Origin of the sequence: Cytobacillus gottheilii (assembly GCF_900166665.1) — a bacterium.
Taxonomy (GTDB): domain Bacteria; phylum Bacillota; class Bacilli; order Bacillales; family Cytobacillaceae; genus Cytobacillus; species Cytobacillus gottheilii_A.
Genome location: NZ_LT800494.1, coordinates 2,274,129 through 2,293,357, shown reverse-complemented (window position 1 = coordinate 2,293,357; position 19,229 = coordinate 2,274,129). Strand labels below are relative to the sequence as shown.

The window sequence follows — 19,229 nt, the reverse complement described above, 5'->3', positions numbered from 1 at the left end:
CTTCTTATTCCCAAGGGAAGTCTTCTGGTTCTTTTTTAAATGCCATTTCACCCGTATATTTATAATGGTTTAAGTCGATCTTCTGATCTTTTTGAATGAGTACACCCTCGATTTCCAGTAATTCCTTCTGCCTGTTAGCTTGCTCTTGATCTTGTAAAACAATTTCACCTTGCGCATTCACCACTCGATGCCATGGCAGCGAATACGTTTCACTCATAGAATGCAAAATTCGGGCTACTTGTCTCGCACCCCTTTTGCTGCCTGCAATGGCAGCAATTTGACCATAAGTCATTACACTGCCAGAAGGTATTTCTTTAATAATTTCCAGTACTTTTTCTGTAAAAGGCAGCATACTGAAATACCTCCTCTCTTATTGCTGTAACTCTCTTATTGCTGTAACTCTCTTAATTGTTTATTTACCAGCTTATAAATATCGACTATCTCATTGAGTTTCATGCGAACAAGTCCACTCGATGAAGGAGCGACAAAATCAATGATTCCTGGTACAACAGAATTTTCTTGAATACCCCAAGGGATCTTTTTCTTTTTTGCCAGCTGCTCATATACTCCCTTTCCTACATAACAGGCAATTTTAGGCTGGTATGTTTGTAGCTTTTCAGCCAGTAGTAATCGTCCTTCATTGTATTCTTCTTTGCTTATTTCATCCGCAGCCTTTGTCGGGCGTGCCACGATATTCGTTAACCCATAGTTTAACTCTAATAAATCTCGATCTTGTTCAGGCAAATATTGATAAGGCGTTAAGCCGGCTTGATGTAGAATCTTCCAAAAACGATTGCTTCGGTTTGCAAAATGATGGCCGGTTTCGGATGATTTAATGCTGGGGTTAAAACCAATAAATAACACATCCAAATCCGGGCATATAATATCATTTACTGGCTTCATAGGGCACCTCTGTTTTAATAGTATAGAAAAACACATAGAAAAAGAGCCGACATCGACTCTTTTTCAAATGATTATGCTTCAGTAACGACTACTTTCTCCATTACATCGCCATTATTCATATCTGTTACTGCTTCCATACCTGATGTTACTTTACCAAATACAGTATGCACACCATTTAAGTGCGGCTGTTGCTCATGTACGATAAAGAATTGGCTTCCGCCCGTATCTTTACCAGCATGCGCCATTGATAAAGAACCAACTTCGTGCTTATGTGGATTTCCTTCTGTTTCACATTTGATTGTGTAGCCAGGTCCGCCAGTACCCGTTCCGCTAGGGCAGCCTCCTTGACTAACAAATCCAGGAATTACACGGTGGAATGTTAATCCATCATAGAACCCTTCATTTGCAAGCTTTTCAAAGTTTGCAACTGTTCCAGGTGCTTCATTAGGGTATAATTCGAATTCGACTTTTTTACCGTTTTGCAATTGTATGTATCCTTTTTTAGTCATTAATAGCATCTCCTTTGTTTAAAATCCTCTTACATATTACCATTAAACTGTACAAGAACAAAATTATTTGCAGTTTAATAATAGGAAATGCGCGGTTTCAGAATATTATGATTCAACTAAAAAATTCAAAAAATAAAAGTAAGATTAAAATAATAATTCCGTAAAATGATAAATGCAAGAAAACGGTTGTTAGATTGTATTTAACATTTTCAAATGAGATTGCTGATTTTCTCGTTCTGGGGCGCATCTTATCACCTTCCTTAATTAGATAGTATCCAAAAATGAGATTTAGGACAATATTATTACGACAAAAAGAGGGATTAGCGGGGTTGTTCAGCTAAAAAGAGGTCAAAAGGACTAAAAAAATATACAGTTCTTAAATAGGAAGAGGTAAATGAAACATACGAATAATTAAAGTATCGCTACATGTAAATCGAGTCAGTTCCATTGCGCTCCGTACCCTCGCTTTCCGAGGGGAGGAAGCTGAGCCTCCTGATATGAACGAAACTGTCAAGCAACCCACTGTTTTTTTGTAGGGGAATGAAATTTGGCCTTCTTTAAGAAGAGAAGCTAATTTCGGCTTCTTCTCCAATTTTGATGTATTAGCCTTTAGGCTAAGGAAACTCCTTCTTGAGCTTAGCCAGCCCACCTCAGATCTTGGAATGGCTGTCAAGCGTTCTCCTTGACTGCCATTCCAAGATCTGGGACACTTCTATAAGCTTAAGAAGGAATATTATTTTATTGCCTTACCTCCTTCAATTGTTGATTTGATAGAAGGTAAGAACACGGCACGAAGGCAAAAATCTCAACTGCGGTTAGTATTCTGATATTCGTGGGTTCACACATTTTATCTTTCCGTATAAAGGCCTTTCCACTAACTCGGAACGTGCGTTCATCCTATTAGGATTAGCACAAAGGAGGCACGTGGATGATCCTTTCCGGTTTTACTCTTTGCCTTCGAGCCCTATTCTCAGTCCTCTATTTTAATTACCATTCTCTATTACCTTACTCACTTTAATCACCAATTCATTTTCTTCAACCACTTGTTTTCATAGCTTCTACTTCTCTCGTAATCGCCCAAATAAATCCTGCCAACTCCCTTGCCGTAGCGGTAATGGCTTTTCCCTGTTCCTTTCCTCTAGAAAGTAATCGATAATATCTTGAATGCAGCCGTTTTTGTGCTTTCCAGGATATCGCTTGAATAGAAGGTGGCAACCCATCTAACCTTTTCTTCAGATTTCCTTTTACTGCAGGTCCGTGGCGATAGCTCCAGGCTGATTCAACCAGTAAACGGCGCACATGACGGTTTCCTGTCTTCGTAATTCCACCTTGTCTTCTTTTTTCACCACTTGAAAATTCGCTTGGAATTAGTCCAACATAAGACATAAATTGCTTTGGCGTGGCAAAACGTTCAAACGAGCTTATCTCAGCTACTAAACTAGTCGCAGTTATAAGAGCTACACCCCTCAACCCTTGTAAGGCCTGAATCATAGGAGCGTGGATTCCTTCAGTTGCTTGTTTATTTATTTCCTCTTCAAAACTAAGAAGACGTTGCTCAAGTTCTTTTAACTGGTGATAATATTCTTGAAAAACAACCTTAAGAGCTGAATGTTTAAATTTTAAGGCATTTAACCATTCACGATATTTTTTTGTCCATTTATTAACTCCTTCCGGTGGATTCAAGTTATTACGTAATAAGAATTTGGTTAATCGATGTTTCGCTCTCAATTCATCCTCTTTCGCGTCTTCGCGCGCACGAACTAAGTCCCGGAGAGCCTCGTCTTCAGCCTTTGGAACATGAATGGATGTTAATTCTCCTGCACGATATAATTGTGCAAGTCGAACCGAATCTCTCCGATCTGTTTTTATACGCTCACCTGGTCTTTTAGGGATTAGAGATGGTGCAATTACTTCACAATGAATATCTAAAGTAAGAAAAAGTCGATATAACGGATAACCCGTTGGACCTGCTTCATAACATACTCTTAACGAATGAGGACCTCCAAGCTTTTTAACTAACTTCCTAATCGCTTCCGGTTTATGTGGGATCATCCCGTAATAACGAGGCTCACCACGGCCTTCCTCAGCGATTGCCACCGCAATTTTTTCTTTAGATACGTCTAAACCTATATATTTTATGGTATCCTGCATAATAACTAGCTCCTTCCGTAATGTAGCTCTGATTTGGTATTTGTTTAGCATTAACATTTTCACCAAATTAACCTACGAAATTACGTGTAGGGGCTAGTTTCGTTCATGATAACTCGGCAAGCCTGCGGGGTCTCACCTTTTCCTCTACTTCCCTCCGGAGTCGAGGGTCCTCCGCTCCATTTCACTAACAAGTAATCGCACAATAATAAGAAAAACAAAAATCTAATGTCTAAAAAGCTTTTATAACTTTATCAGATGAATAGTTGTTTTACTCTTTTTAGTTTTACGTTTTTTACACCTTATTCATTTTGGTTTAGGAACTTCTCAATTCTTTCATCCAATTCTTGCAGGCTTTTAAGGGCGCGGTCGTATTCTAAGGTGCGGTAGTGATGGGCACCGCCTGGTTCTTCATCTAGTTCGTCGGCTGTTTTGACAATTGTTTGCAGTGGAGTACGGATGACTTCACCGCCTGGCATAAATGAGTCAGTATGGAATAGAATTGCTAAAGCAATTTCCTTCGCTTTGACAGGATTTTCACCTAGTCGGATCAGCAGTTTATGGGCTCTTTCTGCGCCTTTTATGGCGTGAATATCATTCTTTTTATATAAATCATAATCCCATTTTCCATTTTTGTACCAGGTGTAATGTCCAATATCATGAAGGAAGCCTGCTTTAGCAGCACTGTCTGGGTCAACACCTTGCTCTTTTGCCAGGCGAAATGCATGATAACTGACAGCAATAGCATGAGCTAGACCTGAACGTGTGACGTATTTTTGTGCGATCCTGTGCTGATAGATATCAGTTAATGTAACATCCCTCATGTTTCACTCTCCTTACCATCACCAAAATTTTATAACAATTATCTTACGGTTTTTTACCCATCTTTTTTTGCTTTAACATAATATCATATGATTTTTCGATTATATCGGTTAGAACATCGCCTTTATAAACACGTCCAAATTTCGTATTCTCTTGGTAATATTCAACGATTTCATCTAACTTATTATTGGTATCTTTTTTTAATCGAACATTTACTTGTATTCTTTCTTCCGAATCCATGTCTATCACCTCTTATAGCATATGATAACATAAATATAGCAAAGTGCTAGCAGATGATATCATAAATATTCATACGATCGGGCGGGGCAGGAGTCCTTGCACTCTTTCGTTTCAATCTACATGTATACTGTTAAAAGGAATTCTTTTGACAAGCTCTTATAAAAGACATTTATAAATATATAATATTATATACAAGTAAACCTAACAAAAAAAAGAACAATAGATAGACAAAAGATTTTTCGGATCCTTTGTCTATCTGTTGTTCGTATGAATCTTTCAAATAATAAATAGTATATAGGTGTGACACGAAGGAATTAATTCTAATTCCCCTTTATGTCTCCCCATTTTTCTTTTAAGTAGTCGCCAAATTGGTCTAATTCTTCTATGCCCTTATTCAGGGATTCCCTCCATTTTGGCATTTCTTCTTTTAGCTTTCCTTCAAGCTTTTCTGCTTGTTCTTTTAAGGTTTCTTCAACATCTTTTCGGATTTCTTCCTCATTGAAACGCTCTTCAGTGAAATTTTCCATTTCCATATGCTGAACTGATTGTTCCATGATCGCACGGAATACAGGGACAACCGTTTCGGAACTGCTGGTTGATAAATAATGCTCACGATCCGTTTTGTCATAACCGAGCCAGACAGCTCCAACTAAGTTTTTCGTATACCCTACAAACCACTGATCCTTTGTACCATTAATATCCGCATACGGCAGCTGAGTTGAACCGGTTTTGCCAGCAATCTGAATGCCATCCATTTTGGTGCCTGTTCCTGTACCCTCATCTACTACTCCCTGAAGCAGAGTTGTCATTTCTTCAGCAACCTTTTTCGAAGTCACTTTAACCGTTATTTTCTTTCTTTCGGCAATAACCTTCCCTGTAGGTCCTTCAATTTTCGTAATAAGATGTGCATCATTTTTCTTTCCCTCATTTGGGAATGCTGCATATGCCTCTGCCAGCTTTAACGGTGAAATACCGCTTCGCATGCCGCCTAATCCGATACCTAAATATTCATCTTCGTCTTGTAATGGAATGCCAAATCTAGTTAAAGAATCAATTCCTTTATCGAGCCCAATCTCATTCAGGAGCCAGACAGCTGGTGCATTAATTGATTGTTCGATGGCTTTTTTCATCGTTACTTCTCCAGCATATTGCTTGGAAGCATTTTCAGGCCGATAATCACCATACGTTTGAAGTTCATCTTTCAGCATTGATTCTCCAGTGTAGCCTTCTTCCAAAGCAGGTGTATAAACAGCAAGAGGCTTTAATGTAGAACCTGGCTGCATTTTAATATGTGTAGCTCTATTAAAGCCGCGGAATACATGTTCTCCTCTTCCTCCTACTAGAGCACGAACGCCCCCAGTGGCAGGATCTAGCAACACGCCGCCGCTTTGAACGAGTTCTCCGCCTCTTCCTTGCGGGAATAACGAGTCTCTGCTGTACACATGCTCTAAACCAGATTGCAGATTTTGATCGAGTTCTGTGTAAATTTTATAGCCTCGTGTAAATATCTCTTCTTGTGTTAAGCCATACGTATGAATGGCTTCGTCTAAAACAGCATCAACATAATATGGATATTTCCGTTCCATTGCTGTCCCTGAGCCTTCGTGTAAAACAATTTTTTCTTCCTTTGCATCTGTGAACTCTTGGTCTGTTATGTAACCAAGTTCATTCATTTTACTTAGAACCACATTCCGCCGTTCCATGGAACGATCATAGTTTTTATTTGGATCAAGAACAGATGGTGACTGAAGAAGTCCAGCAAGAACGGCAGCTTCACTTATGGTAAGCTGAGAAGGTTTTTTGCTGAAATATGTGTTTGCTGCGCTGTTAATGCCCCATGCTCCGCTTCCAAAATATACTTGATTCAAATACATTTGCAGGATTTCATCTTTTTCATATTTTTTCTCTATTTCTACTGCTAAGAAAAGCTCTTCTGCTTTGCGTCGATACGTTTGCTCTGTCGTTAAAAGGGCATTTTTGGTTAATTGCTGTGTCAGTGTGCTGCCGCCCCCAGTAATTTTCCCTGCAAACAGGTTGCTGAAAAAAGCTCGGGCGATCCCTTTGACATCAAAGCCATTATGTTCATAAAAGCGTTCATCCTCAATCGAGATGACAGCGTTCTTTACATGTTCTGGAATCTCTTCAATTAAAACACCTTCGGCTCGATTTGAGGCAAGTTTTGCTGCAGCATCTCCATCTTTATCATAAATAACCGTAGACTGCCTAAGACCATCCTTTAAGGTTTCTACATTTGCGGTTGCAGCTAAAAATGCAAAAAATAATATGGTAAATAGTATTGCTGATAATCCAAGCAATAAAATAATCTGTGTTATATGGAACTTTTTCCAGTAACGTTTTAAATTTTCCCAAACGGGCTGTAATCTGCTCATATCTTTCTCCTTTAAAGTATCTGAAAAACTCGCTCATCCTGATGGTAGATACTATTACTATATATTAAACGTAAAATAGTGAGAAAGGTTTCACATTAAAACAATAAAAACGTTTGTCACTGGCCTATTAAAACCTGTAATCATAGATCAATCCGTTTCTAACGGAGTTAAATTCGCTTCAATTTCTTCTCTTCTACTTTCCAGGTAAGGCGGCAGCGCCAGGTTTTCTCCTAAGGTATCGATGTGTTCATCCTGCAAGAAACCCGGTCCATCTGTAGCTAGTTCAAACAGAATTCTATTTTCATCACGAAAATAGATAGATTTAAAATAATAGCGTTCAACAATGCCTGAATTGGCGATCCGCAATTGCTTTAAATGTTCAGCCCACTTATTTAATTCATCTTCATCTTCCACCCTTATGGCAACATGATGTACACTCCCCCTGCCCGGACGCTCTTTTGGCAGGTCGGCCAGTTCCTCGACATGAATCTCGGCGCCTGTACCTCCTTCACCTGTTGTAAAAACGTAGCAAATGGATGAATGGCCTTCCTTTATACTCGTATAATTGCCATTTTCTTTATAATGGAGGACGTCTGTTAACATAAAGGCTGTATCCTTTAAGTTTCTTACTGTCAGCAGAACTGGACCTAGTCCTATAATCGCATGCTCAACGGGAACTGGCCCATGTTCCCAAGGCTGACCTCCACTGACTCCAAGATTATTCTCATCTGATACAAGAGACAGCCGCTGGCCCTCATGATCCTCAAAAACAAGCACTTTTCTGCCAGCGTGTTCTGATCGTTCTTCGCATTTTACTCCATATTGCACAAAGCGTTCTTTCCAATATAAGAGTGCATCATCATCACGAACTCGTAAACCTGTTTGGGATATACTATTATGCCCAGGGTAGGTTCTCCCTGCATTTTTTATTTCAAAGAAGGTTAAATCAGTCCCTGGAGACCCAAAATTATCTGCATAGAATAAATGATACATGCTCGGATCATCTTGATTTACTGTTTTTTTTACAAGTCTTAACCCAAGAATCTCAGTATAAAAATGATAGTTTTTCTGTGCGTTTGCTGTTATGGCTGAAACATGGTGATGACCTAATATGGGTTTTAGTTTCATTTTTTTTGCCACCGCTTTCTGTTTAATTATCTTTTTTTATTATACCTTACTTCACTGCCTTTCACCTGCGTCATTAAAAACGAAGCCAGCACGTGAGAACGCACTCTTGCAGCTGCATGCGGAGGTTTGGCTCCCAATAACGCTTCAACCGGCATACCCAGCCAGATGACCTTTTCGTCAAAAATGAGAAATGGAAATGGCAGCGGATTTGAATATTGCGAGTCAGCTGCCAGCTGTTCATTTTTCTGATCAGATAACAAAGACAATTTTACACCGGCTGGTCTGTCATTTAATAGATGAATCCATTCTTCTGGCAATACAGAAGAGGAGGAATGTCCGAAAACAATTTCTTTTTTCGTACGCTGAATATCTGCTCTTACTAGGTCAAGTCTTCTGGCATGCAGCCATTTAAGATTTAGATGTGGTGTTTGAATCCAGCTTCCAATCTGCTGCTGTGAAACGACTGCATTATATTTTTCTTGATGGGAAACGAGCTTCCGCCATGTTTTCTCCTTAGCAACCGTTTTCTGAACGAAATTGGCATCTGCTACATGAATAAATTTCCCTCTAGATCTTGTAATTGCAACATTTATTAATCTTTCACTATCTTTTCCTGTTAAAAGCATTCCCGCTCGATGATGAGGATAACTGTCTGTTGAATCAAATATCATTACATCCTTTTCACTGCCCTGAAAACGATGAACCGTTGCAGCAAGAATATCAGCCTTTTGCAAATCCGTACCATAAAACTCGGTCAAAAGCTGTTCCATTAAGTTCGCCTGTGAACGGTATGGTGATACATAGCCAATTGACGTTATTCCAGCAGAAAACACTTCATGCAATACTTGAAAAGATAAAAGGAGCTGCCATAAATTTACACGGGAGCGTGATGTTCTTTCCGTCATGCCGTATGCCCCAGCACCAGCAGAATTCAGCAATATCGAGGCAGTTCCCGGAAATGGATGTTTAATTGCAATCAAATCACGGGCTCGTTCTATCCCTGGAAAATCATCAACAAGGGAGTGATAGACATGTTTATTTGTAAAGGAAGAAATCTGCGGATGCATCCTTCTTTGCTCTTTTAACAGAAACAGGTGTGGATGCAGCTCACCCTCTCCAATCCAATTCGTTACCTTTGCATGATGAAAGATATCTTCCTTCAGCCATTGATTGACCATCGGACTTTTTGCTGAAGCAATTGGAGGCAGCTGTTTGAAGTCACCGCAAACAATTACTCTTTTACCGATAGAAGCCGCAAACGCAACTTGCGGCGTATACGCCATACTTGCTTCATCAATGATAATCACATCGTACTCACTTTCATAAATGCTGGCATCTCTAGCAGCTTTTGAAAGTGTGACACCAACAATATCAGCAGCTTTTACCATCTTCACTTCTTTTTGGCGGATTTTCTCAAGCAGACTTGATAGCTTTTTTTCAACTGCAAGCAGTGCATCCGTATCCCTTCCGCTGAATGAGTTGAAAAGATCATATTTTAATTGCCTTCTTTCTTGCAATAACTCATCCTTTTCTTGACCAATCTGCCCTTGATCCGCTGATAATAAATATGATGCAATCAGTTCCGGGTGCTCTGCAAGCATTTCACCTGTTCCGCTGCCATAGCGAAGCAGACGGCCTTCTTGGAATTTTCCTTTCTTTTTCAGAAATGCAGCGGTTTCCGCCATAAGAACATCTACTGCCTGATTACTTTGAGCAAGAATGAGTACTTTTTGATTCTTTAAGTATTTATTCGCAGCTGTACGAGCCAGTGTATACGTTTTTCCTGTTCCAGGCGGGCCCCATACATAGGTTACTGGATTATACTTTGACCGAAGAACAAGTTCATGGACATTAGAACTAGCCTTTTCAGCTGGATGCTTAGCCTCCATATTCGGATTCATGAGACGCTGAACTCTAGCCCGTTTTCTTTTACTTTTAAGTAATTCTTCGAGTCTCATATGTAATTCATCTAACAATTCCCATGGGTCATAATACAACTGCAGTTCCAATAGTTCTTCTCCCAAAAATGCATCTAGTGCCAGAATAATATTTTCGCCTTCTGATGAAAGAATTCGTCCCTGAACCTCTTTGTTTCCCCATATGACACGTACAAGTGAACCAACAGGAATCTTCATTTGAATGGATGTATCAAAATAATAATGGCATGTATCTTGCCTAGAAAGTAACCGGCCGTTTAAAAGCAGATACTTAGTGCTGCCCTTTGTTTTCAAAAACATAATCTCTGATTGCAATGCCTTTTGCCATTCTTTTATATATGTTTTAACAGTTGTCATTTTATCCCTCTATACCGTTCTTTAAAAAGTAAAAAGAAGAGCGTCAGTGCGCTCTTCTTTTTGATACCATATTATACTTGCAATCCATAGTTTTTGCAAAGTGAGGCAAGACCGCCAGAGAAGCCGCTGCCAACAGCATTGAATTTCCAATCGTTCCCGTGGCGGTATAATTCACACACAACCACTGCCGTTTCAATCGAGAAATCCTCGCCTAAGTCAAAACGGAGCAATTCTTGACCCGTTGCTTCGTCAACTAATCGAACAAATGCATTTGAGACTTGCCCGAAGTTTTGTTTTCTTAGTTCTGCATCATGAACGGTAACGGTAATTCCGATTCGGTCCACATAGGAAGGAATAGCTGAAAAATCAACGATCAGCTGCTCATCATCTCCATCTCCTTCACCTGTGCGGTTATCGCCGGTATGAATGACGGCGCCGCTTGGATGCTGGAGGTTATTATAAAAGATAAAATCATGATCATTTACACATTTATTTTGAGCATCAACTAGAAAAGCAGATGCATCAAGGTCAAAATCCTGACCGCCTTGGTACTTATTTGTATCCCAGCCTAAACCAATAAGTGCTTTTACTAAGCCAGGATTTGTTTTTGTTAAGTCTATTCTCTGTCCTTTTGAAAGCTGTATACCCATCTTCCCTAAGCCGCCTCCTTACACATGTTTATTAAAAATAATTAAACCTGCAGACCGAAGTCAGTAGCTATGCGTGCAAGTCCGCCTTGGTAGCCTGAACCTACTGCAGAGAACTTCCATTCGCCCCCATGACGATATAATTCACCCACAACAATAGCTGTTTCAATCGAGAAGTCTTCTCCTAAATCATAACGGATAATTTCTTCATTAGATTCTTCATTCACGATACGAACAAAAGCGTTGGAAACTTGTCCAAAATTTTGACCGCGGTTTTCTCCATCATGAATGGTAATGACAAAAGAGATTTTTTCGATGCCAGCTGGTACAGCTGATAAATTAACTTTTACTTGCTCGTCGTCTCCATCCCCTTCTCCAGTACGGTTGTCCCCCGTATGAACGACAGAGCCAGCTCCGCCTTCAAGCTGATTATAGAAAATAAAATCTTTTTCAGAAGCACATTTGTTTGAAGCATCAAGAAGAAACACACTTGCGTCTAAGTCGAAGTCATTTCCTCCATCGTATTTGTTTGTATCCCAGCCAAGACCTACAATTACTTTTGATAGTCCCGGGTTCGTTTTTGTTAAATCAACCTTTTGTCCTTTTGATAATGAAATCGCCATTTAAATCATCCCTTCATTGTTATAAATAAAATGTTAAATTCAAAGACCTTCTTGCAGACTGTTTTAATTCACGAAAGCACCAAGATGCTAAGCATTGTAACAGATTCCTCAAGTGTGCAGTCTTTTGATACATATGTACACTATTAGTTTAAACGTTATCATCTATCCAGTAAACAGATATGGTTGTAAAACTGCAAAATTCTGTCTATTAGATGGGGATCTGCCTATTTTTGCCACATAGTTTGGGGCAAATACATATACTGACAACTAACAACAGGAATATAAAGCTAATTGGAGTGGTTATTTTGTTAAATAAAGAAAATCAAGGAGGATCTTTAAAACTATTTACACAAGCAGAACAGCATCCAAGTCATAATAACCAAGTTTCTTATCGCCTTAATTATCTGCAGGATCTCTTGAAACAGCAGGCTGATATAAATGAACAGCTTACCGATCAGAATCGAAGTATGGAGGATCAATTATCATCCACTTACCATGCCATGAATCATCAAGTTCTTGCATTAAAAAACACTCATCAGGAGCAATATGAACAGGTAGTAGTGCATTTGCAAAACCAGGATGCTTTTTTATCTCAATTGGTGCTCTTTACAGAAAAGCAGGAACATTATAATGCTAAAATTATGGAACGGTTAACTTCCTTAGAAGAAGATCATAAAAAAATTGTGAAAGTGCTTGAGGAAGAAGAAATCGTGCAAAAGGAAATGCTAAATCAGCTAAACTATCAGGATGCATCTACACAAGCCTTAACACGTAAACTGGATGTCTTAGAAACGTTTTCGGAACAGATGACGGAAAAAATGACAGCACAGGAATTTGTGAACGAAGAATTAGAGCGCAAAATGGATGTCCAAGAAGTCTTTCATACAACTGTGATGGAAAGACTAGACCAGCAGGAAGCTTTAACAGATAAAATCATGCGTCAGCTCGATTCTCTTAAATCCGCCATTTATGAAAGATCTTCTCATCTTTCCGAAAAATTTGAAACACACTTCAAACTTCTTGCCAAACCCGTACAAAGCTTTTTCCTTAAACAAGAAACTGAAAACAAAGAAGAAAACCAAAAAAAATTATAGGAGCAAGAAAAGCGGAAGCGCCTTGCTCAAATTAAGGAACGCAGACTAAAACCGCCACGTCCTGTGGCAACGTCTGCACAACTCACATCCTGTGAGCCCCAAGCTTAAGACAAGATGGCTAGAAGGTTGCTCTTTAACCTTCTGGACAGATTGACTTAAGACCTCGAGGGGCTAGGTGCTGGAGCTAGACACATAGAAAAGCGGAAGCGCCTTGCTCAAATTAAGAAACGCAGACTAAAACCGCCACCTCCTGTGGCAACGTCTGCACAACTCACATCCTGTGAGCCCCAAGCTTAAGACAAGATGGCTAGAAGGTTGCTCTTTAACCTTCTGGACAGATTGACTTAAGACCTCGAGGGGCTAGGCGCTGGAGCTAGACACATAGAAAAGCAGAAGGCGCTTGCCCAGGGACGACAAGCTTAAGATGAGCCAGGTGAAAGGTTACTCTTTAACCTTTTGACTGGATCAGCTTAAGACCTCGAGTCCCTAGCGCCTGGAGCTAGACACATAGAAAAGCGGAAGGCGCTTGCCCAGGGACGACAAAAAAATGCCCAATGCTCAGACAATAAATGAGCATTGGGCATTTCTATCAAACTTCTAAACATTAGCTTTTACAAACTATGTATCCGTTTAATTTATGATTTTCACATTGACTGTTTTTCTTCCCCAGTTGATTGCATCCTGCTTTTCGGGCATGAATAAATCAATTTTCTTTCCTTTTATCGCTCCGCCGGTATCAGCAGCAATTGCTTCTCCATAGCCTTCAACATAAACCCTGCTTCCAAGCGGAATAACGGAAGGATCAACGGCGATTACCTTTTGATTCGGATTTTCTATTAAATTAATGCCTGTTGCTGTCGTACCAGAACAGCCTTCGCAGCTTGCCGTATAAGCAGTTGCTTCAACAGTCAGTTCTGTCACCGCATTCTGCTTTGCTGTGCTTACGTTCTGTGGTGCAGCAGTTTCAACTGTTGCTGTGTGATCTTCAGATCGTGATGTCGGGTAAATAACGATTTTTTGCCCTAGCACAATGATGTCTCCGGTAATGTGATTCCAATTCTGTAATTGTTCCACAGTTACTTGATTGGCTTTGGCAATGCTCCAAAGTGTATCTCCTTTTGAGACTGTATGTTCTTTCTCTCTATGAATATCCAAAACTTGATTAACGACGATGTGATCTGATGGCAGCTCATTCCAATCTTTTATTTGCTCAACGCTGACATCATATTGTCCTGCAAGCTTCCAAAGTGTATCTCCTTTTTGAACAGTCACTTCTTCTGCTTGAACGGCTGCACCTGCTGTACTAAAGAAAACAGCTGCGGCTGCCATAGTTACGAATGATTTTTTCATGTTGTACCTCCTCGTATAGCTTGTATTCGCTAACGGGATTAATCATATCATGAAAATCGCTCATAAAAAGAACAGCCGCTTTATAATACAGTTACAGTTATAACAGAAACATAACAGGCAGATGACGAATCGTTTGATAATTCAAAAAATACGCAACTAAGCAATTTTGGCTGGAAGGACAATATTAAAGATGGTACCTTTGTTCAACTCACTCTCAATATACACCTTGCCATTATGACTTTCTATAATTTTAAAGCTAACCATCAAGCCTAGTCCATTCCCGTTTTTTTTCGTTGTATAAAAAGGATCGCCAATCTTTTTTAGTTTATCCTCGGGAATTCCAACACCAGTATCTTGAATAGCTATTGTTATTTTGTCATTGATATTTTCAATTGTTATATTAATCTTACCACCATCAGGCATCGCTTCAATTCCGTTTTTAATAAAGTTTAAAAATACTTGCTTCAAACGATTTTCATCACATTCTATTTGGATAATAGGCTGTTCTGGCTCAAAATGAATCGCTACATTTCTCTTTCTCGCTTCAAATTCAAGTAAAGAAATAACATTTTCAATAATGGGAATGATGTTTTTCTCTTCCAGTTGAATGGCTTTGGGCTTTGCCAGCACCATAAAATCCTCCACAATTGTATCTACACGATCAATTTCATCTAAAATGATATCAATAAACTCTCTGCGTTCTTCATTTTGTTCATCCAATAAAAGAAACTCAGCATACCCTTTCATAGAAGTAAGCGGATTACGGATTTCATGGGCGACCCCTGCTGCCAGCTGTCCTACCGCTGCCAGTTTATCCTGTCTATGCAATAACTCCTCTGAATGCTTTCTTTCTGTTATATCATTGCGGATCGCTAAATACTGATATGGCTTTCCTGCATCATTGAGAAAGGGAACAATCGTGGTATCTACCCAATAGTAGCTTCCATCCTTTGCCCGGTTTCGAATTTCACCTTTCCAAACATCTCCGTTTCCTATAACTGCCCAAAGATCTTTAAAGAATGAGCGGGTATGATAGCCTGAGTTTAATATAGAATGATCTTCTCCAATTAGCTCTTCCCTTGAGTACTTTGATATTTCACAAAGCTTGTCATTCACGGAAGTAATCCTGCCCCGAGCGTCGGTAAATGCCACAATGGAAGATTGATTTAAGGCGAACGTAATATCACTAACTTCTTTTAAACTCTCTTTAAGATCAATCTCTGCTGTTTTTAAAGGCGTAATATCTGTGCGTATTGCTACATATTGGTATATGTTCCCTTTTGAATTTAGAAAAGGAACAATCGTTGTTTCAACCCAATACATACTTCCATCCTTCGCCTTATTCTTAATTTCTCCTCTCCACGTACCACCTGAAGAAATCGTTTTCCACATCTCTTCAAAAAAAGATGATGGATGATAATCAGAATTAAGGATACGATGCGTCTTGCCAATCAATTCTTCACGTGAATATTTAGAAATCTCAACAAATTTGTCATTTACATATGTGATAACGCCTTTTGGATCTGTTATAGCTACAATTGATGATTTATCCAAAGCAGATTGAATATCTGCCAGAAGGTGATCACTAGCTGAAAGTTTTCGGTTGGTCACACTGCTCGAACCTACCACGCCACCTAGAATGACAAACCCTACAAATGCAAGCAAATAAATGGCATAAGAACTAGGGTCCATGTTTTCTGATGGCTGAAACGCTGATTGTACAGAAGATGCTCGGATAAGGAGCAGATATCCTTCTATATTGGCACCTGTCATAATGAAGGCACTAACCGGTTTTAACCAGCTGTGGTACCTTTTAGAAACAGGCTTTTTGAAAAACATAAGCCAAAGTGAAAATGAAAAAGATAAGAAGATTAAGAGTACTGAGATCACCAAAAGAATCGGATGAAACGTAATTAACTTTCCGATCGCAAACATCCCTGTTACATGAATGGCTAATACAGCCAGTGTTAAAAAGAACCCTCCGATCAGAATTCTATAGTAAGTCATTTTTTTATTAATGATATTCAAGAATGCCAAGCCGGTAAAACAAATACCGGACACCATTGATAAAAAGATAAAGATCATATGATAATTGCCTGAACCTTCTATATTAAAGGCAAGCATTCCTATAAAATTCATCAGCCAAATACCAATTCCTAATGAAAACGTTCCACCTATAAATAAGAACTTTCTATTGCTTTCCTTTGAGTGTATTAAACTGAATAAGTCTAGAGCTGTATATGTTGCCATAAAGGTAAGACCAATGGCTACTAATATTAAAATTGGGCTGAAGGAAACCATTTCATTCATTAAATTTGTTCAGCACTCCTTTTTATAAGCTTTCAATATTGATTGTAATGGAAACACATTCTAGATGGAAGAGGATTTTCCAAAAGCCATACTCAGCTCAAAAATAATTTTTTAAAAATAAGAAAAAAACCTACACAACCGTTTTGAAATACAGTATACTGTATCATAACAGTAATTAATTAAAATAACTGTATTATAAAAAAGGAGCGATATTAATGATTCAAAGCCCAGTTGAATTCTTTCGAAACCTGCCTAAGAAACAATGTCCTAATTGCGGCCACACATTTTCAGAACAAGCTGAGTCCTATTTAATGGAATGCCAGGACTGCTCGTCTGACAATATCAAAAAATGAATCTATTTTTATTAGTTGCTCTATACTAGTTCCCATGTCTACTTTTCATTTTGCAGGCTGAACCATTCATTTATTTTAAAAACTTGTTTACTTGTCCATATAAAGCAGGAACAGTATACTTCGAGGCTCGGATATAAGTATTTAACACACTCATAGAACTGAATGGTTAGGAAGTTATCTTTCTAATCATTCGGTTTTTTTTATGATTATAAAATATATTTTATTAATATGAGTGAAATGGAGCGGAGGACACTCGACTCCTGTGGGCAATAGAGGAAAAGGTGAGACCCCGCAGGAGCTTTGCTCCGAGTAGGCTCAGCTTCCTCCCTACGGAAAGCGAGGGTCCGGAGCGCAGGTGGAACGGACTTGTTTAATTACCCAAACCAAGATATTGAACATTCGTGTTTTAGAAAAATTCATTTTGTTTTGTTCCAGCCTCTTTCATATTTGATTATTTAGAAAACTCTATAAAATTATCGCTACTTTGTGTATAATAGTTAGAGAATCGAAATAAAACCTTTTAGGAGGATTAGAATGGAACAAACTGTAACGAAAAGACTGCACCGATCTGAAGTGCCTGAAAAGTTAACTTGGGATTTAACTGCTTTATTTTCTTCTCATGAGAGCTGGCAAAAGGCTATAACAGCGATTGAGAATTCCTTACCGGAAATCACTTCATATAAAGGCAAACTAAATGAAAGCAGTGATACATTATATGAATGCCTGCTATCTTACGAAAAATTACTTATTTCAGGCATACAAGCTTTTACATATGCATCACTTAAGCAATCCGGCGATGGAACGGATCCGGAAAACCAAGCTGATTCTTCTGTAATCGCCTCTTTGCAGGCACAAGTAAATGCTAGTCTTTCATTCATTGAGTCTGAAATTCTTCTTTTTCCAGATGGAAAAGTGGAAGAAATCCTTCAAAACGAAGAAAGATTTGCTCCTTTTGCCCGTTATTTAACTGACTTGCTTGATTCTAAAAAGCACCGTCTATCCCCAGAAACTGAAGAAGCATTAGCTTCTCTTGGTGAGGTTCATGGATCTCCATACAGAATCTATAACGCAGCCAAGCTAGTTGACATGCCGTTTGAAGATTTTACTGACGAAGACGGCAATGTGCTGCAAAATTCATTTGCTCTTTTTGAAGATAAATATGAATTTTCACCGAAAGCAGATGTGAGGAGAAATGCCTTTAAATCGTTTTCTTCAACTCTGCATCACTATAAAAATACATTTGCAGCAACTTATTCAGCCGAAGTTAAAAAACAGGTTGCACTTTCAAAGTTACGAGGATATGAGTCTGTCACACAGATGCTATTAGATCCTCAGAATGTAACGGAAGAAATGTATCATAACCAACTTGACATCATACAAACAGAACTTGCTCCTCATATGAGAAAGTTTGCAAGTCTTAAAAAAAGGATTCTCGGACTTGATGAAATGCATTTTGCCGATTTAAAAGCACCGCTTGATCCGGATTTCAACCCAAATACAACCTATGAAGAAGCTTGCGATACAATACTGGAATCTCTAAAGGTAATGGGACCTGAATACAGCGAAATCATGAAAAAAGGATTAACAGACCGATGGGTTGATTTATCTGATAATATTGGAAAATCAACAGGTGCCTTCTGCTCAAGTCCATATGGAGCACATCCCTATATTCTCATGACCTGGACTGATACAATGCGTGGAGCATTTGTTCTTGCTCATGAACTTGGGCATGCTGGACATTTTTACTTGGCAAATAAAGAGCAGCGGGTCATGAATACGAGACCTTCAACTTACTTTGTAGAGGCGCCTTCAACATTAAATGAACTCCTGCTGGCACAGCATTTAATGTCAAATACGAATGATGTAAAAATGAAGAGATGGGTTATTCTGCAGCTTCTCGGTACGTATTATCACAACTTTGTTACCCACCTATTAGAAGGAGCCTTCCAGCGCAGGGTTTACGATTTAGCTGAGAAAGGCATTCCGTTAACTGCTGCTAAGCTATGTGCAGAAAAGAAAGAAGTTTTGTCTTCGTTCTGGGGAGATGAAGTGATCATTGATGATGATGCTAGCTTGACATGGATGAGACAGCCTCATTATTATATGGGATTATATCCTTATACCTATTCTGCAGGATTAACAGCTTCAACCGCAATGGCGATTAAAATTCAGGAAAATGGAACTGAAGCTGTAGAAAGCTGGTTAAACGTATTAAAAGCCGGCGGTACAAAGAAACCATTAGATCTTCTTCAAATGGCTGGCATTGATATGTCTCAGCCAGAGCCGATTAAGAGTGCCGTACACTATGTTGGTACTCTAATCCAGGAATTAGAGGATAGTTTCCAATAACTATCCAGCAACGCCAGTTGGAAAGTCTTTATTTTACATCAATACGCTTATTTGAGCAGCTGACTTGAG

Annotated in this window: 16 protein-coding genes; 3 read left to right on the top strand and 13 right to left on the bottom strand. The window is 39.0% G+C overall.

The features are described 5' to 3' along the window. Positions 1–4: 4 nt before the first annotated feature. The 11 genes from B7E07_RS11380 to B7E07_RS11330 form a co-directional block, all read right to left on the bottom strand. Entirely contained in the window at positions 5–352 is a 348-nt protein-coding gene (locus B7E07_RS11380) for an MGMT family protein (protein WP_080845979.1), read from the bottom strand. Between the two features lie 35 nt (positions 353–387). After that, the gene (gene mug, locus B7E07_RS11375; RefSeq protein ID WP_080845978.1) at positions 388–903 is read right to left on the bottom strand and encodes a G/U mismatch-specific DNA glycosylase; all 516 of its coding nucleotides are present in this window, start codon (positions 901–903) and stop codon (positions 388–390) included. 71 nt (positions 904–974) lie between these two features. Then, positions 975–1,412, bottom strand: coding sequence for a peptidylprolyl isomerase (locus B7E07_RS11370; protein WP_080845977.1), 438 nt, complete (start codon positions 1,410–1,412; stop codon positions 975–977). Between the two features lie 1,035 nt (positions 1,413–2,447). Beyond that, positions 2,448–3,563: an IS110 family RNA-guided transposase gene (locus B7E07_RS11365; protein WP_139785620.1), complete on the bottom strand. Its 1,116-nt coding sequence runs from the start codon at positions 3,561–3,563 to the stop codon at positions 2,448–2,450. Between the two features lie 299 nt (positions 3,564–3,862). After that, entirely contained in the window at positions 3,863–4,384 is a 522-nt protein-coding gene (locus B7E07_RS11360) for an HD domain-containing protein (protein WP_080845975.1), read from the bottom strand. Positions 4,385–4,427: 43 nt separating this feature from the next. Next, positions 4,428–4,622 (bottom strand): hypothetical protein, encoded by a 195-nt coding sequence (locus tag B7E07_RS11355; RefSeq protein ID WP_080845974.1) that lies wholly within the window; start codon positions 4,620–4,622, stop codon positions 4,428–4,430. A gap of 320 nt (positions 4,623–4,942) precedes the next feature. Then, positions 4,943–7,012, bottom strand: coding sequence for a transglycosylase domain-containing protein (locus B7E07_RS11350; RefSeq protein WP_080845973.1), 2,070 nt, complete (start codon positions 7,010–7,012; stop codon positions 4,943–4,945). A gap of 147 nt (positions 7,013–7,159) precedes the next feature. Further along, positions 7,160–8,140: a ring-cleaving dioxygenase gene (locus tag B7E07_RS11345; RefSeq protein WP_080845972.1), complete on the bottom strand. Its 981-nt coding sequence runs from the start codon at positions 8,138–8,140 to the stop codon at positions 7,160–7,162. 26 nt (positions 8,141–8,166) lie between these two features. Then, entirely contained in the window at positions 8,167–10,434 is a 2,268-nt protein-coding gene (locus tag B7E07_RS11340) for an AAA domain-containing protein (RefSeq protein WP_080845971.1), read from the bottom strand. A gap of 71 nt (positions 10,435–10,505) precedes the next feature. Next, positions 10,506–11,084: a TerD family protein gene (locus B7E07_RS11335; protein WP_080845970.1), complete on the bottom strand. Its 579-nt coding sequence runs from the start codon at positions 11,082–11,084 to the stop codon at positions 10,506–10,508. A 41-nt stretch (positions 11,085–11,125) separates the two neighbouring features. Then, entirely contained in the window at positions 11,126–11,704 is a 579-nt protein-coding gene (locus B7E07_RS11330; RefSeq protein WP_080845969.1) for a TerD family protein, read from the bottom strand. A 242-nt stretch (positions 11,705–11,946) separates the two neighbouring features. Here B7E07_RS11330 and B7E07_RS11325 point away from each other — a divergent pair, with 242 nt between their 5' ends. Next, positions 11,947–12,798, top strand: a complete 852-nt coding sequence (locus B7E07_RS11325; protein WP_218970416.1) for a hypothetical protein — start codon at positions 11,947–11,949, stop codon at positions 12,796–12,798. Positions 12,799–13,428: 630 nt separating this feature from the next. On the opposite strand, the gene B7E07_RS11320 is transcribed toward B7E07_RS11325, so the two are convergent. Beyond that, complete coding sequence (locus B7E07_RS11320; protein ID WP_080845967.1) at positions 13,429–14,148, bottom strand: LysM peptidoglycan-binding and 3D domain-containing protein; 720 nt, start codon at positions 14,146–14,148, stop codon at positions 13,429–13,431. A gap of 156 nt (positions 14,149–14,304) precedes the next feature. Then, a complete protein-coding gene (locus B7E07_RS11315) occupies positions 14,305–16,458 on the bottom strand; it encodes a PAS domain-containing protein (RefSeq protein WP_080845966.1) in 2,154 nt (717 codons plus the stop codon). A 215-nt stretch (positions 16,459–16,673) separates the two neighbouring features. Between B7E07_RS11315 and yhfH the strand changes: the two genes are divergently transcribed. After that, positions 16,674–16,811 (top strand): protein YhfH, encoded by a 138-nt coding sequence (gene yhfH, locus B7E07_RS11310; RefSeq protein ID WP_080845965.1) that lies wholly within the window; start codon positions 16,674–16,676, stop codon positions 16,809–16,811. A 534-nt stretch (positions 16,812–17,345) separates the two neighbouring features. After that, positions 17,346–19,160, top strand: a complete 1,815-nt coding sequence (pepF, locus tag B7E07_RS11305) for an oligoendopeptidase F (protein ID WP_080845964.1) — start codon at positions 17,346–17,348, stop codon at positions 19,158–19,160. Positions 19,161–19,229: the final 69 nt, after the last annotated feature.

Excerpts from the sequence above, each read along its gene's own strand:
- B7E07_RS11380 (WP_080845979.1), bottom strand. The coding sequence starts at position 352 with ATGCTGCCTTTTACAGAAAAAGTACTGGAAATTATTAAAGAAATACCT.
- mug (WP_080845978.1), bottom strand. The coding sequence starts at position 903 with ATGAAGCCAGTAAATGATATTATATGCCCGGATTTGGATGTGTTATTT.
- B7E07_RS11370 (WP_080845977.1), bottom strand. The coding sequence starts at position 1,412 with ATGACTAAAAAAGGATACATACAATTGCAAAACGGTAAAAAAGTCGAA.
- B7E07_RS11365 (WP_139785620.1), bottom strand. The coding sequence starts at position 3,563 with ATGCAGGATACCATAAAATATATAGGTTTAGACGTATCTAAAGAAAAA.
- B7E07_RS11360 (WP_080845975.1), bottom strand. The coding sequence starts at position 4,384 with ATGAGGGATGTTACATTAACTGATATCTATCAGCACAGGATCGCACAA.
- B7E07_RS11355 (WP_080845974.1), bottom strand. The coding sequence starts at position 4,622 with ATGGATTCGGAAGAAAGAATACAAGTAAATGTTCGATTAAAAAAAGAT.
- B7E07_RS11350 (WP_080845973.1), bottom strand. The coding sequence starts at position 7,012 with ATGAGCAGATTACAGCCCGTTTGGGAAAATTTAAAACGTTACTGGAAA.
- B7E07_RS11345 (WP_080845972.1), bottom strand. The coding sequence starts at position 8,140 with ATGAAACTAAAACCCATATTAGGTCATCACCATGTTTCAGCCATAACA.
- B7E07_RS11340 (WP_080845971.1), bottom strand. The coding sequence starts at position 10,434 with ATGACAACTGTTAAAACATATATAAAAGAATGGCAAAAGGCATTGCAA.
- B7E07_RS11335 (WP_080845970.1), bottom strand. The coding sequence starts at position 11,084 with ATGGGTATACAGCTTTCAAAAGGACAGAGAATAGACTTAACAAAAACA.
- B7E07_RS11330 (WP_080845969.1), bottom strand. The coding sequence starts at position 11,704 with ATGGCGATTTCATTATCAAAAGGACAAAAGGTTGATTTAACAAAAACG.
- B7E07_RS11320 (WP_080845967.1), bottom strand. The coding sequence starts at position 14,148 with ATGAAAAAATCATTCGTAACTATGGCAGCCGCAGCTGTTTTCTTTAGT.
- B7E07_RS11315 (WP_080845966.1), bottom strand. The coding sequence starts at position 16,458 with ATGAATGAAATGGTTTCCTTCAGCCCAATTTTAATATTAGTAGCCATT.
- yhfH (WP_080845965.1), top strand. The coding sequence starts at position 16,674 with ATGATTCAAAGCCCAGTTGAATTCTTTCGAAACCTGCCTAAGAAACAA.
- pepF (WP_080845964.1), top strand. The coding sequence starts at position 17,346 with ATGGAACAAACTGTAACGAAAAGACTGCACCGATCTGAAGTGCCTGAA.